This is a genomic window from Collinsella aerofaciens (assembly GCF_015558785.1).
Lineage (GTDB): Bacteria > Actinomycetota > Coriobacteriia > Coriobacteriales > Coriobacteriaceae > Collinsella > Collinsella aerofaciens_P.
Window position 1 is genome coordinate 36809 of sequence record NZ_JADMOP010000011.1, and the last position, 14264, is coordinate 51072.

The 14264-nt window shown below is 60.7% G+C and carries 12 protein-coding genes; 9 read left to right on the forward strand and 3 right to left on the reverse strand.

Translation table 11 applies throughout. From position 1 onward, the window contains the following. Nucleotides 1-178: 178 nt before the first annotated feature. On the forward strand, nt 179-1540 hold the full coding sequence (locus I2G40_RS06385) for an ATP-binding protein (RefSeq protein WP_195544524.1): 1362 nt from the start codon (nt 179-181) through the stop codon (nt 1538-1540). A 157-nt stretch (nt 1541-1697) separates the two neighbouring features. Here the strand turns inward: I2G40_RS06385 and I2G40_RS06390 are convergent, their stop codons facing one another. From I2G40_RS06390 to I2G40_RS06400, 3 genes are all read right to left on the reverse strand, one after another. Further along, nucleotides 1698-2144 carry a low molecular weight protein-tyrosine-phosphatase gene (locus I2G40_RS06390; RefSeq protein WP_195544525.1) on the reverse strand — a complete coding sequence of 149 codons (447 nt, stop codon included), beginning with the start codon at nt 2142-2144 and terminating at the stop codon, nt 1698-1700. A gap of 33 nt (nt 2145-2177) precedes the next feature. Then, nucleotides 2178-3548, reverse strand: coding sequence for an ATP-binding protein (locus I2G40_RS06395; protein ID WP_195544526.1), 1371 nt, complete (start codon nt 3546-3548; stop codon nt 2178-2180). Between the two features lie 195 nt (nt 3549-3743). Continuing rightward, complete coding sequence (locus I2G40_RS06400) at nt 3744-5006, reverse strand: MFS transporter (protein ID WP_324252577.1); 1263 nt, start codon at nt 5004-5006, stop codon at nt 3744-3746. 152 nt (nt 5007-5158) lie between these two features. Here I2G40_RS06400 and idi point away from each other — a divergent pair, with 152 nt between their 5' ends. The 8 genes from idi (at nt 5159) to I2G40_RS06440 (ending at nt 14261) form a co-directional block, all read left to right on the forward strand. Then, on the forward strand, nt 5159-6106 hold the full coding sequence (gene idi, locus I2G40_RS06405; RefSeq protein WP_195544527.1) for an isopentenyl-diphosphate Delta-isomerase: 948 nt from the start codon (nt 5159-5161) through the stop codon (nt 6104-6106). A 241-nt stretch (nt 6107-6347) separates the two neighbouring features. Continuing rightward, nucleotides 6348-7805: an SLC13 family permease gene (locus tag I2G40_RS06410; RefSeq protein ID WP_229090687.1), complete on the forward strand. Its 1458-nt coding sequence runs from the start codon at nt 6348-6350 to the stop codon at nt 7803-7805. A gap of 142 nt (nt 7806-7947) precedes the next feature. Next, nucleotides 7948-9435 (forward strand): UbiD family decarboxylase, encoded by a 1488-nt coding sequence (locus tag I2G40_RS06415; RefSeq protein WP_195544528.1) that lies wholly within the window; start codon nt 7948-7950, stop codon nt 9433-9435. A 33-nt stretch (nt 9436-9468) separates the two neighbouring features. Beyond that, a complete protein-coding gene (locus tag I2G40_RS06420) occupies nt 9469-10047 on the forward strand; it encodes a UbiX family flavin prenyltransferase (protein WP_195544529.1) in 579 nt (192 codons plus the stop codon). A gap of 80 nt (nt 10048-10127) precedes the next feature. After that, a complete protein-coding gene (locus I2G40_RS06425) occupies nt 10128-10997 on the forward strand; it encodes a MerR family transcriptional regulator (RefSeq protein WP_195544530.1) in 870 nt (289 codons plus the stop codon). Nucleotides 10998-11194: 197 nt separating this feature from the next. Further along, entirely contained in the window at nt 11195-12064 is an 870-nt protein-coding gene (locus I2G40_RS06430; RefSeq protein ID WP_195544531.1) for a hypothetical protein, read from the forward strand. A 113-nt stretch (nt 12065-12177) separates the two neighbouring features. Continuing rightward, a complete protein-coding gene (locus tag I2G40_RS06435) occupies nt 12178-13071 on the forward strand; it encodes an aldose 1-epimerase family protein (RefSeq protein ID WP_195544532.1) in 894 nt (297 codons plus the stop codon). A gap of 263 nt (nt 13072-13334) precedes the next feature. After that, on the forward strand, nt 13335-14261 hold the full coding sequence (locus I2G40_RS06440) for a transporter substrate-binding domain-containing protein (protein WP_195544533.1): 927 nt from the start codon (nt 13335-13337) through the stop codon (nt 14259-14261). The last annotated feature ends 3 nt before the right edge of the window (nt 14262-14264 follow it).

The window sequence follows — 14264 nt, forward strand, 5'->3', positions numbered from 1 at the left end:
GCGCAATGTGTCAAAGGGACAGCCCCTTTGACACATTCGCCGGTGGTGCCCCTTCTTTTGCTTATAATCTCAAATCTCTGCATTTCATTTGATTTTAGGTTCTAAAAATTCTGCGTTTCATCGATAATCAAGCGTATAAAACTTTGCATTTCATTTGATGACACTGAGGAGAGAGCCTATGCTGCGCAGGAAAATAGCGGCAGAGCTGGAGCGTTGGCTGAAGTCTGCCGAGCAAAAGGCCTTATTCATCACGGGTTCTCGCCAGATCGGCAAAAGCTATTCGATTCGCGCATTTGGCAAAGCCAGCCATGCAACCTACATCGAGCTTAACCTCATGGAAAACCGCCAGGCAAAAGATGCTCTTCTCGAGGCGCGGAATGCCGATGATTTCATCAGCAGGGTGACGCTTCTTTCGGGAAAGTCGATTGCGCCAGGCAAAACGCTCGTGTTTATCGATGAGGTCCAAGAGGCCCCCGACATCATGACGATGGCAAAGTTCCTTGTTGAGGACGGGAGGTGCCGCTGGGCGTTTTCGGGGTCAATGCTCGGGACTCAGTTCAAGGGCGTCAGGTCCTATCCCGTGGGGTATGTTCACGAGCTTAGGATGTTCCCGCTCGATTTTGAGGAGTTTTGCTGGGCAATCGGGGTGAGCGAGGGGGCTCGCCAAACGATACGTGACGCGTGTATCAGCGAGAGGCCCATTCCTGATTACATTCATGACGCGATGATGGCAAACTTCAGGACCTATACCGTTGTCGGCGGAATGCCGGAGGTCGTGCAGCGTTTCCTTGACACGCAGGGCGACCTTGCCTCTGTTCGCCAGCTACAGTCAGAGCTCAACGAACAGTACCGGCGGGATATCTCCAAGTATGCAAGCGGGCGAGCCCTTCAGGTGCAGAGCATCTACGATCAGCTCCCTATTATGCTCGAGGGCGAAAACAAGCGCTTCGTGCTCAATTCCATTGACCCCAAGGCTCACTACGAGAAGTATCAGCGAGATTTTGTATGGCTTGTCGATGCCGGCGTTGCTCTCAAAGCCGATATCGTAACCGAGCCAAAATCGCCCCTGCTCAAGACGGCGCGGCCATCGCAGTTCAAGCTATATCAATCGGATGCGGGCATGTTGATGGCGCGTTACCCCGTTGGAGTCGCCCAGGCGGCGTATCTTGATAGCAAGGAGCCCAACCTGGGCGGCATTTACGAAAACGTGGTGGCCCAGCAGCTGGCTGCCCAAAATCGCCAGCTTTACTACTATCAGACAAAAAAGCGCGGTGAAGTGGACTTTGTGGTCGATGGACCGGATGGGACGGCTGTTCCGATCGAGGTTAAATCGGGCTCCTATTACCACGCGCACGCTGCGCTCGGTCATGTGCTTGATACGGCTGAATATGGCGTAAGGCTCGGGATTGTTTTCTCGAGAGGCAACGTTGAGCGCAACGGAGCGGTTCTCTATTTGCCGCTATATGCGACCTGGGCCCTTTCGGATGTTTTGGGCGACTTCTGTGCCAAGGGGATTAAGCTGGAGGTCAAGCCGGTCTAGGGCCGGTCCCGGATGTGACAAAGGGGCAGTCCCTTTGTCACATTCATGAGCGTTGATTTTCTCCCGTTTAGAGCGCGCTCGAACGCTCAAAGTGGGAGAAAATCCACGCTCGTTTTATGCCGATGGCGTGGCCCGTGTGCCCGCGCCGCCCGAGCGCCTACAGCTGCTCGAGCATAGCGGTGCAACCGGCGAGTACATCGCGGTAGGTGGCGTCGAAATTGCCGGTGTACCAGGGATCGGCCACGTCGCCGGGGCGATCGGTCCAATCGGGCAGGCGCGAGATCTTGCCATCGGGGTCCTTCCCAAAAATTCGGTACAGGCCGCGGGCGTTCTCGTCGTCCATATAGACAATGTGGTCCCAGTCGCCATACTCCGCGCGACGCACCTGACGTGCACGATGTGCGACGACGGGAATCCCAACCTCGCTCAGCTTGGCAACGGTACCGTGGTGTGGCGGGTTGCCGATCTCCTCGGTCGAGGTCGCAGCGGAATCGATGACAAACTCCGCCTCGCGCCCAGCGCGGCGCACGAGCTCGGTAAACACCGACTCAGCCATCGTCGAGCGACAGATATTTCCATGGCAGATAAAAAGAATGCGTTGCATGAGCGGCTTCCTTTCTAGGCGGTCGCGCAGGGCTTACAGACTGCTCTTGAGGCAGTTTGCTCCAATAAAGCCCGCTGCGTACAAGGGGAGGTGGCGCAGCTCGCGCCCGTCATCGGTTTCGCTGCGGGAAAAATTGTTCTCGGACAAAATGTAGGCATATGGCGATCGGGCTTTGTCCATAAACGACCCGAGGGTTCTCGCGCGCACGTTACGTGCGGACTTTACTTCGACGGGCACAATTTCCATACGGTCGGTCTGAAGTAAAAAATCGAGCTCGCCGGTCGTCTTCCAAGACGACGGCGGCACCCAGTAATACGTCTGCAAGCTATTGCCCGAAAATGCTTGCATGACCGAGTTTTCCGCCAGGGCGCCTCGGAAGTCGGAAGATAGCGCTATGGCGGAATCCTCTTTGAGGTCGAGCCAGAGCCGCGGGTTGATGCCGAGTTTGTAGAACATGAGGCCGGTATCGAGAAGATAGACCTTAAAGAAACTTCCATCTTCGTCGTCGAAGGGAACGAGGGGAGGCTCGATGCCTTCGGTCAGGTTGTTGACCGATATGATGCCGGCGCCTTCGAGCCAGTCGAGCGGCTCGATAAGCTTGGCGCGACGGCCTCCGCGTTCGACCTCGGAGTACTTGAATTTTTTTGTGGACGATCTCAGCAGCTGGGACGGAATGGAGCGCCAGACCTTGCGCGCCGCCACGCCGCTGATCCCGTTTTCGGGGTCGGTCATATCGGCGGTATAGGTCTCGTCGATTTCGCGCTGCTCGACGCGCGCATCCTCGATGGATAACGTCTTGCGATATGCGTTGACGGCGGCGGGCATGCCGCCCACGATCTGGTATCGATGAAACAGGCTGAGCGCGGCTTGGTGCGCGGCGTAGGTCTCGAGCGTGCCGGCGTGGGTACGAATGGCATTGGCCATCCGCTCCTCGTCGAGCGCCCAGAGAAACTCCTCGAACGACATAGGATGCATGGTCTCTTGACGAACGCCGCTGGGAAAAGGCAACTTGCGCTTGCGCGTGGCGACGCCGAGCTGACTGCCGGTCGCGCATATGCGCCAGCCCGAACCCGAAAAAAAGCGAAGCGAGTTGAGCGCCCGTTCGCAGAGCTGCACCTCGTCAAACAGGATGAAGGCGGTTTCTTTGCGAATGGGGGTGCGTTTATAGTCTGAGATTCGCGCCACGATGGCGTTAACGTCGTCGGTGGGACAGTCGAACAGCGGAGCGATCAGCTCAAGATCGGTCTGAAAGTCGAGTTTGACAAACGCATCGCCGGCGATTCGTCTGCCGATTTCCTCGGCAACGTACGTTTTGCCTACGCGTCGCGCACCACGGATGAGGAGGGGGCGCGACGCGTCCTTTGTCGCCCATGATTCGATAACGGATTCGATTGATCTGCGCATGGGGCCGCCTTTCCAATTTCGTGTACTTCAGATACATAGTTTAGTACGATTTCATGTACTTGGAATACACGAAATAGTAGAAAAGTGTGTATCTGAAGTACACGAAATTGCACTGCTGGAGCTTGCAGGCGGATAAACACTACTCGTATGGGACGGTTTTCACCGGTTGCTCGCCACCTTGGGCTATGTTCGCCCCTATGCCTGCATCCGGGGCTGTGCTGATTGACGACGGCGCTCCCAGCGAGCCAACTTAATCGTCACCAGCGTGAGCGCCCAGGCCACAAGCGAGAACGCGGCGCCCACTGCACCCACGTACGCAATGCCAATGCTGCTTACCACGGCGCCGCCCACTGCGGTGCCAAACGAGATGCCGACGTTAAACGCCATGGGCTCAACCGAACTTGCGAGTACCATCGACTTGGGATGGCGGCTGCGTGCCACGTCCATAAAGTGCGTGATGCATGAGACCGAGAACAGGTACATGAGCATCGCCAGGCTAAAGACAAAGACCAGCGCGAGCGGCATGGCGGCGCCCACGGCAAACAGCCCGAGCAGTGCCGCCGCCTGCAGCACAAACGTAACCAGCAGCGCCTTCATGCCAAAACGCGCATCGATCCATCCGCCCAGGATGTTCGAGATCAGGCAGAACACGCCATAGGCCATAAGTGTGGTGCTCGCCTGAACGGTATCCATGCCCAGCATCTGCTCCAGATAAGGCGTCACGTAGCCGTAGAATACGTAGACCGAGCCCACGCCAAACAAGAAGATGAGCATGCCGGTGATGATACTCGGCTCGCGTAGTAGCCCCGCCTGCTCGCGGAAGGTGGCGGGCTCATCGGTCTGCCCGGCGCGAGGCATAAACGCCACGAGCGCGCTACAGATCAAAACGGCAAAGGTCAGCGTGCCGTACATGGCCACGTGCCAATCGAGTGTGTCGGCCACAAACTTGCCAATCGAGGTCACAAAGACCATCGCCACGGAAAACGCGCCGTACACGACCGAGATGGCAAGTGAGGTTTGCTGCGGGGATAGCAGCTCAGGGATGTACGTCACGCCCACGGCGAGCAGCGCACCCGAGACAGAGCCCAGGACAATGCGTGAGATAAACAGCACCTGGAAGTTGGGAGCCAACGCCATGACCAGGTTGCCGAGCACAAAGACGACGCTATAGCACACGAGCAGCTGGTAGCGGCGGAATCGCCCCGTGCTGAGCGCGAGCACCGGCGTCGCGATAGCGTAGACGAGCGCAAACACGCTGATGAGCTGGCCCGCAGTGGCAAGTGATACGCCGAGTTCCGTCGCCAGGTCGCTTTCGATGCCGATGACCACGAACTCGGAGCAGCCGAGCGAGAATCCCAACAGCACGAGCAGCGCCAGGCAGAGCCTGGTGCGCGCGGGGGAGAGCGCGGCGGCGGTTGACTTACTTTTAGGTGTGGTTGCGGCGGTCAAGGTTGTCACTCCAATGTCGCATGAATAAGCGGGATTCAATCCCTGCAACTCTAACAGAATGTGTCGGGTGCCTGCCTCCTTTGTCGCAGGCTGCGCTTGCCTGTATAGTCGCAATACAGGCGAAGATGGTCTCAGGTACATTGCGGGCGACAGGAGATCCCATGGGTATGCACACGACAAAGGTTGTAGTGGGCGAGGGCAAGTTTGCGCTCGAGGCCCAGTTGACGGTGACGCCGCGAGGCATGGCGGTGTACGCCTGCTCGCCGGAGTTTGCGCACCTGGGCGCCACGGCGCAGGCCATTCCTCGCCCCGAGCCCGGCCGTACGGCGACGGTGAGCATCCTGGCCGTTCCGTGCCATCGAGACGAAATTCCGGCGCACGATATTGCGGCGGCGCTGGCCACGCGCTTTGGCGTGCCGGTAGTTGCAAGCACGGGTTTTCATGTGGAGAACGCGACCGCGGACGACTTGCGGCGCATGCTCGATACCACCAAGGAACTCATCGCCGCGCTCGAGGAGGCCGCAGCCCGCATTCTGCGCGCCGGCTGGGATGAAGGCGGCGCAGGCGCCGAGGTCGTGGCGGTCGATGCCGCGACCGGCGAGGCGCTTGGCCCCGTCGACCGCATCGAGGCCCATACCGGCGAGGGAATCCTGCATCAGGCATTTCTGACGCTTCTGGTCGAGGGCCAGGGCGAAGACGCGCGCCTGCTGCTCTGTCGTCGCAGTCCGCTCAAACGCCTGTGGGGCGGGGTGCTGGCCGATAGCTGCGCCGGTCATCCGCTCCCCGGGGAAGACGTCGCGGCCGCCACGGCGCGCCGCATCAACGAAGAGCTCGGCATTACGCGCGAGCCCGATCAGCTCAAGCACCTCGGACACGTGGTGTACCGCGAGGACCACGGCGACGGTCGCTGCGAGTGCGAATGGTGCGAGGTCTACCTTGCCCATGTTGAGCCGGGCGAGCTGCATATCAACCAAGAGGAGATCTCGGAAGTGCGTCGCGTGGCTCCGTCCGAGCTCAAAGGCTACCTGCAGGGTCACCCCGAGCAGCTGGCCCCCTGGCTCCGCGAGGCCCTCGGCGACCCATTCATCCGCACGGCCCTCGCTATGTAAAAAAGACAGTCCCTTTGCCACATCCAAACCGTCACAACATTCGGCGAAAATCTCGAAAACGAGGAAAAGCGTCGAATGTTGTGACGGTTTTTGTCTAGGGAATCGCTTCTCATCCAAAAAATCCGCTTGACTGTATTGCCGCAACACAGCGCAACGTAAGGGGTGTCCGATAACGGGCGCCCCTTTTTAAGCGGCAACATGGCTGCGAATTCGGAGCGCCCCCAACAAGAAAGGTGGGGAGATGGAAGCGGAAAAGAAGGCGTTTAAGATCACCAAGCGCGAAATTGGCTTTGTGCTGGGTATCGTTGTCTTTTTGCTGGTGAAGTTTCTTCCTTTGGCGGAGCTGAGCTCGACGGTCGAGCTCACGGTCGGCGGTCAGACCTGTCTGGCACTGACGCTCGCCACGGTGGTGTTCTGGGCATGCGGCGTGGCACAGCCGGGCTTTGTGGGCCTGCTCTACTGCGCACTGCTCGTCCTGTTCAAGGTGTGCGTGGACGACACGGGCGCCGCGAGCATCTCGGCGACGGTCGCCTCCACGTTTAGCTCGTGGACCAAGGCCACCATGTGGCTCGTCATCGGCGCCTACCTCATCGCCAGCGCGGTCAAGGAGTCGGGCCTGGGCGAGCGCATCGCCTACGCGTTCATGCTCAAGTTCGTGCGCGACGCCAAGTCGCTCATCATCTCGATCTTCGCGCTCACCTTTGTGCTGTCGCTGCTGATCCCGCATCCGTTCCCCCGCGCCTTCCTCATCCTCGCCGTCGTCTCGGTCATCGCCGAGTCCGCCGGCTACGGTGACGACGACAAGGGTAAGCTCGGCTTCCTCGTGTTTGCCGCTGCTGCCCCGGGCTCCATGTTCTTCCTGACGGGCGACTCCACACTCAACCCGCTCGTTGCGCAGTACAGCGCCGAGGCCGGCGGCATGAGCCCGTCCTTTGTCGACTGGTTCCTGTACATGAGCGTGCCTATGCTGGTCGCGCTGCTGTGCACCCTGTTCTTGGGCCTCTTCCTCTTTAAGCCCAGCAAGGAGCTCGTCTACGATCGCGAGCAGATCGTGGCCAAGCAGGCCGCGCTCGGCAAGCTCTCCGTCAAGGAGATCCGCACCATCGTGTGGCTTGTCATCGCCATCGCGCTGTGGCTCACCGTCTCGGGCGACTTTATCGGCTGGGTCACCCTGGCCATTGGCGTCGCACTCGCCATGCCCATCATCGGCGAGGTCCTCACTCCTGCCAGCTGGAACGCTGTCGACATCAAGTCCCTCATGTTCCTGACGGCCGCCATGGCCGTGGGTTCCGTGGGCGGCGCCACCGGCATGAACGCCTGGATCGCCGACGTCGTGCTTCCCAGCTCCGTGCCCGAGAACATCTTCCTGTTCGCCCTGCTTGTCGCCGCACTCTCCATGATCATCCACATGTTCATGGGTTCGGTCATGGCCGTGCTCGGCGTGTGCGTGCCGGCGTTCATCAGCTTCGCGGCCGGCTCCAGCGTGAGCCCGCTCGCCGTGGCGCTCATCGTCTTCACGTCCATCAACATCCACTACATCCTGCCGTTCCATAACCTGCCGATCCTTATCGGCGAGGGCAAGGACGCCGGCGGCTACACCTCCAAAGAGGCCATGCGCATGGGCATTCCCCTCACCGCGGTCGTCTTTATCGTCGTGCTGGTCGAGGCCGCCTGGTTCCATCTCTTTGGCCTGATGTAAGCGGCCGAGCGCTTGGGCTGTAAACAGCCGAGTGCTCGAACTTCGAGTGCCCGAGCGCCCCATCCATGAGCGCCATGGCCCCACTACGTTCCCCAGCCCGGCGGCATCCCGCCGTCGGGCTCTCTCCCGAAAGGAGCACGCTATGTCCACTACCGATGCTTCCCAGATCCACGACCTGCGTTCCGCGCTCGACTTCCTGCGTGAGATGCCGGGTCAGCTGCTCGAGACTGACACTCAGGTCGATCCCGATGCCGAGGTCTCGGGCGTCTACCGTCACGTCGGCGCCGGCGGCACCGTTATGCGCCCGACCAAAGAGGGTCCGGCCATGGTCTTCAACAACGTCAAGGGCTTTGACGACGCCAAGGTCTGCATCGGCATGCTTGCCAGCCGCAAGCGCGTTGCCGCTCTGCTCGATCTGGACGAGGAGCACCTGGGCCTCGAGATCGGTAAGCGTTTTGAGAACCTGATCGCCCCCGAGCAGATCGCCGAGGGCAAGCACGTCGACTGCCAGGAGGTCGTGTACAAGGCGACCGACGAGGGCTTCGACCTGCGCAAGATCGTTCCCGCCCCCACCAACACGCCCGTCGACGGCGGCCCCTACATCACCATGGGCCTCGCCTACGGCACGAGCCCCGACGGCTCCCAGTCCGACGTGACCATCCACCGCTTCTCCTGCGTCGACAAAGACAGGCTTGCCATGTGGATCACTCCGGGCAGCCGTCACCTGGGCGCGTTCTTCGACGAGTACTGCCAGCGCGGCGAAGATATGCCCATCTCCATCTCCATCGGTCTGGACCCCGCCGTGTACATGTGCTGCGGCTTCGAGGCTCCCACCACGCCGCTCGGCTTTAACGAGCTGCAGATCGCCGGCGCCCTGCGCGGCCATGCCGTCGAGCTCGCCGACTGCGTCACCGTTCCGCAGAAGTGCATCGCCAACGCCGAGTACGTGCTCGAGGGCTACCTCATGCACGACGAGACCATCAACGAGGACGTCAACGGTCACGGCTACGCTATGCCCGAGTTCCCCGGCTACACCGGTGGCGCCAAGGTCTGCCCGGTGATCAAGATCACCGCCGTCACCACCCGCACCAACCCCATCATGGAGAGCTGCATCGGTCCTTCGCACGAGCACGTCTCCATGGCCGGCATCCCCACCGAGGCTTCCATCTACAAGATGGTCGAGACCGCTATCCCGGGCCGTCTGCTCAACGTTCACGCTGCTCCCTGCGGTGGCGGCAAGTTCGTTGCCATCATGCAGTTCAAAAAGTCGAGCAAGAATGACGAGGGCCGTCAGCGCAACGCCGCCATGCTCGCCTTCTCGGCATTCTCCGAGCTCAAGCATGTGATCCTGGTCGACGAGGACGTCGACATCTTCGACATGAGCGACGTTATGTGGGCCATGACCACGCGTTTCCAGGCCGACGTCGACCTCATCACCATCCCCGGCTGCCACTGCCACGTGCTCGATCCGTCCAACGACCCCGCGTTCGATCCTTCGATCCGCGAGCACGGCATCGCCTGCAAGGCCATCTTCGACTGCACGGTTCCGTTCAACCTCAAGAAGAACTTCATCCGCTCGCAGTTCATGGAGATCGACATGGACAAGTGGGCCGCCGAGCTTAACTTCTAATTAGTAGCCCCACCAAGTAGTTAAGGAGTTGTCATGTCCGAGTCTTCTGCCCGTCCCCGTCGCATTGTCGTTGGCGTCTCTGGTGCCAGTGGTGCCGCGCTGGGCCTCGAGTGCCTCAAGTGCCTGCGCCAGGCCGGCGCCGAGTCGGCGCTTGTCGTCACGCGCGGGGGAGAGATCACCATCGAGCAGGAGCTCGGCATGACACTCGACGAGTTTGGGCGCTATGCCGATGTGGTCTACGACAACAAGAACATCGGCGCTGCCATCGCAAGCGGCACCTATCCGGTCGACGGCATGATTGTGGCGCCTTGCTCCATGAAGACGCTTGCCGGCATCGCGAGCGGCTACAGCGAAAACCTGTTGCTGCGCGCGGCCGACGTGCAGATGAAAGAGCAGCGCCGCCTGGTGCTCATGGTGCGCGAGACGCCCTTTAGCGCCATTCATGTCGACAACATGGCGCGCCTGGCGCGCGTGCCGGGCGTCATGCTCATGCCGCCCATGCTCACGTTTTACAACGGCCCCGCCACGCTCGACGACGCGGTGCATCACATCGCCGCCAAGGCGCTCGAGGCCGTCGGTGTGTCGTGTAAAAACTATAAGCGCTGGTCATAGGCTTATTTAGGGTAGGATACGAGTAGTGTTTGAGCCCGCTGCCCCTGTGGGCGGCGGGCTTTGGTGTGCCGGGAGGACCTATGCAGACGGGTATGTATGCGATCAGCGAGATGGCGAGCTTGTTTAACGTTTCGCGCCAAACGCTCATCTATTACGACAAGATCGGCCTGTTTAAGCCAGCCGTGGTCAACGAAAAGGGCTATCGGTTCTATTCGCCTACGCAGATTCCGCTCATGCGTCTCATCTGCATGTTGCGCGATCTGGGGCTGGAGCTCGACGAGATTGACCGCCTGACCTCGACGTTCGACATCGGTGAGATGACCGAGCACCTGCGCTCGCGGGTGCAGGCGCTCGACGAGCAGATTGCCGGCCTTAAGGCCGAGCGCGCCAGCGTTCAGGAGCGTCTGAGCTTTTACGACGAGGCGGTCTACTGGCGCGAGCGTGAGGGCAAGCCGGAGCTCAAGCAGTTCGATCGTCGCTACGTGGTCTTTGAGGAGTTCCCTGCCGGTATCGAGCGAGGCCGTTCGATGCTTCACCCCACGCTCATGCGGGCCATTCTGCGCATGCGCGCGCTCACGGGCACACGCCCCATGCGCGGCTGGGGCGCCATGCTACGTCGCGAGGCGTTGCATTCCGACGATCCCATCGCCGGCGCCGGTTCTTTTGCCGTGCTGCCGCGCGGTGTCGAAGAGATGCTACCGAGCGATCCTGTCGAGTTGGCAGAGATTGGCGTGGAGGCGCTGCCCGAGGGCACGTATCTGTGCATGAGCCGCTGGGGCATGCCGTACGAACCCGAGGGCATCCGCGCCATCGTCGCCTGCATGGACGGGCACGCGCTCCAGCCCATCGGCAACGCCTTCGACTTTTGCTATCTGGACACCACGAGCTACGACGAGTCCCACCAAGAGGACTTCTGCTGCATCCAAATCCCCGTCGCCCTCCAGATGTGACAAAGGGACAGTCCCTTTGTCACATTCTGCGGCCTTGCCGCCGCTCAAACCGTCACAACATTCGATGAAAATCTCGAAATCGAGGAAAAGCGTTGAATGTTGTGACGGTTTTCGTGTCCGGCGCGGGTGAGCTTCGGTGCCGTCTGGGGGTATAAGACTAGCGAGTGTTTATTTGCGAGGCCTAAGGGGCGCCCCGTATGGATATCGATAACTTTGAATGGTGGTATAGCGAGGGCGAGGCTCCGGACGAGGAGTGGGACGAGCCCGCGTCGCGTGACGTGTCGAGCGACGAGGACGAGACCGGCAACGATGCCGCTGTCGAGCCTGATGCCGCCCTCGATCCCGTCGAGCCCCTGACCTTCGAACAAGCTTGGGCCCAGGCCGAGGCAGACGAGGCCAAGGCCGACGCTACGGCCACGCTCGGCGAGCCAGCCGACATGTCGATCTCTCCGGCAAAGACCCCGCAGCCGCGTCACACCATCGATCCCGACAGCACGGCATCCTTCAGTATTCTCGACGTGCCCTCGCAGGGCGCTCAGGCGCCCGCACCCACACGTCGCCCCAATCTGTCTCGCGAGGAAGATGCAGGACGTCGCTCTCCGCTTGGCCCCATCCTTATCGCCTTCATGGCCGGCGTTATCGCATGCTCGGTAATTGGAAACGTCTGGAGCCATGTCGAGCAGCAGCGAAAAGACGCCGCCAGGGTCGAGATGTCTGTCGAGCAATCGCTCGGCCGCACGCGCTCGGTACATGTGTCGGTCGAGGTCAAGGACGGCGCGACGTGGGACACCGCGCGCGGCGACAGCCAAATGCTCATCCATATCGTGGGGCGCACGCTCAAAGGGCAGACGATTGACGAGTATCAATACGTCAATTCCGCTGGTGACGGCATCGAACTTAAGCCCGGCGACTACGAGCTCACCGTCGATGAACCGCCCGTCGCCACCGACGGCACGCGCTTCCGTGCCTCAAAGCGCATGGTCCCCGTGAGCTTTAACTCACAGGCGTCCGATACGGTCGACACCACACCGCAGGGCGGGTTCGACCTTTACGTGGATACACAGTAGGCGCTCGCCGCTCATTCCTCTATGGCTACTCAATAATCGCCTGCCGTCCCGTCCCGCCGCCAAGAGTGGGACAATAGCCCTCGACACTATTGTTTACTTTTGGAGGAAGTAGCATGTCTACCGTCACTACCATCAAGCGCGGCGGCCTCACCGCGGCCATCGATTCCATGGGCGCCCAGCTCACGAGCCTTGCCCTCAACGGCAACGAGTATCTGTGGCAGGGCGACCCCGCCTTTTGGGGCAAGCATGCGCCCATCCTGTTCCCCATTGTGGGCTCGCTGCGCAACAACACGGCGACGTCTGCGGCTGGCACCTGCGAGATGCCGCGCCACGGCCTCGCGCGCATCGTCGAGCACAAGCTGGTCGAGGTTTCGGAGGACGGCTCCTCGGTAACGTACGAGATCACCGACACGCCCGAGTCGCTCAAGGCCTTTCCGTTCCACTTTAAGCTCAACATGACCTATGCCCTGACTGGTGACGCCACACTTACCCAGACCTTTGCCGTCACCAATACCGGCGACGTGGACCTGCCGTTCTCGGTGGGCGGCCACCCCGCATTTAACGTACCTGCTCCCGGTGCCGAGGATGAGGCGTTCGAGGATTACGAGCTGGCATTTACCGAGGCTTGGACCAACGAGGCCCCCATCATCACGCCCGATGGCCTCATGACGTTCGAGGGTAGCTACAAGGCTCCCGATAACTCGGACGTGCTGCCCATCACGCACCGCAGCTTCGATAACGACGCCATCATGTTCACCGATACCCCGGGCTCCACGCTCACGCTGCGCGGCCGCAAGTCGGGCCACGGCGTCAAGATCGACTTTGAGGGCTTTAAGTACATCGGCGTGTGGTCTGCCGCCAACGACGCCCCGTTTGTGGCGCTCGAGCCCTGGACCGGTCATACCACCACGGACACCGAGGACGACGTCTTTGAGCACAAGGTCAACACCATCACCTTGGCTCCCGGCGAGACGGACAAGCGCAGCTTTAGCGTTACCTTGCTCTAGAGGTTCCGCCGCTCGGTCGATGCTGCGCGCCGTCCAGAGCGACAAGTTGTCATTCAAAAGGCAAGGCATAGACCTTCTGGTCATGCCTTGCCTTTTTCATGCCACTTGTTCGCTCTGGACGTCGCTCGCCGGCATTGCCAAAACATCGGCGTCCCCAATGACTACCGCGTGTCTATTAATTTTTCGAGCTTGTGCTGCGCTGCTAGTTGCTGGCGTATATCCTGTTAAGTCGTCAGCATACGATTCAACAGGGAAGGCAGATTATGCATTCTCCCCATCAACGCGACGCGCATCCACAGCCGGTATGCAGCCGTCGCATCTTTTTGGGTAGCGCTCTCGCTGCGAGCGCTACCGTTGTCGCCGGCGCGCTCGCCGGCTGCCAGCGCCCGTCCACGCTCAAGGTGGTCCAGCCCACGACGGGCGGCGGTCGCGACGACCTGTCCGATTCCGTTATCGGCAAGGACAAGATCCGCATTGGCATGGAGGCGGCCTACGCTCCATACAACTGGCAGGTCTCCGAGGCCAGCGAGTACACCATCCCCATCGACAACGTGCAGGGCGCCTATGCCGACGGTTACGACGTGCAGATCGCCAAGATCGTCTGCAAGGCCCTCGGCGGCGAGCCCGTTGCCGTCAAGCAGAGCTTCTCGGGCCTTATCGATTCGCTCAACAACGGCCAGATCGACCTCATCATCGCCGGCATGAGCGCCACGCCCGAGCGCGAGGAGTCCGTCGGCTTCTCCGACCCGTACTTTATCGGCTACTTTGGCCTGTTCGTAAAAGAGGGCTCGCCCTACCAAAACGCGACCAAGCTCAGCGACTTTAGCGGCGCTACGGTGCTCGGCCAAAAGGACACCATGCTCGATACCGTCATCGACGAGATCCCGGGCGTTGTCCACAAGAACCCGGTCGATTCGGTTCCCACGGTGTTTTCGAACCTGCTGCAGGGCACGTGCGACGCTGTGACCTACAACACCGAGAATGAGAAGGGCTATATGGCCCAAAACCCGGGTATCGTGCCGATTCAATTTGCCGAGGGCGAGGGCTTTAAGCAGGAGGTCACGGCAAACGTCGGCTGCCGCAAGGGCTCGGACAAACTGCTTAAGCTCATCGACAAGACACTCAAGGGCATTAGCCAAGAGGAGCGCGACCAAATGTGGGACGCGTGCCTCGACCGTCAGCCGGCATAGGGA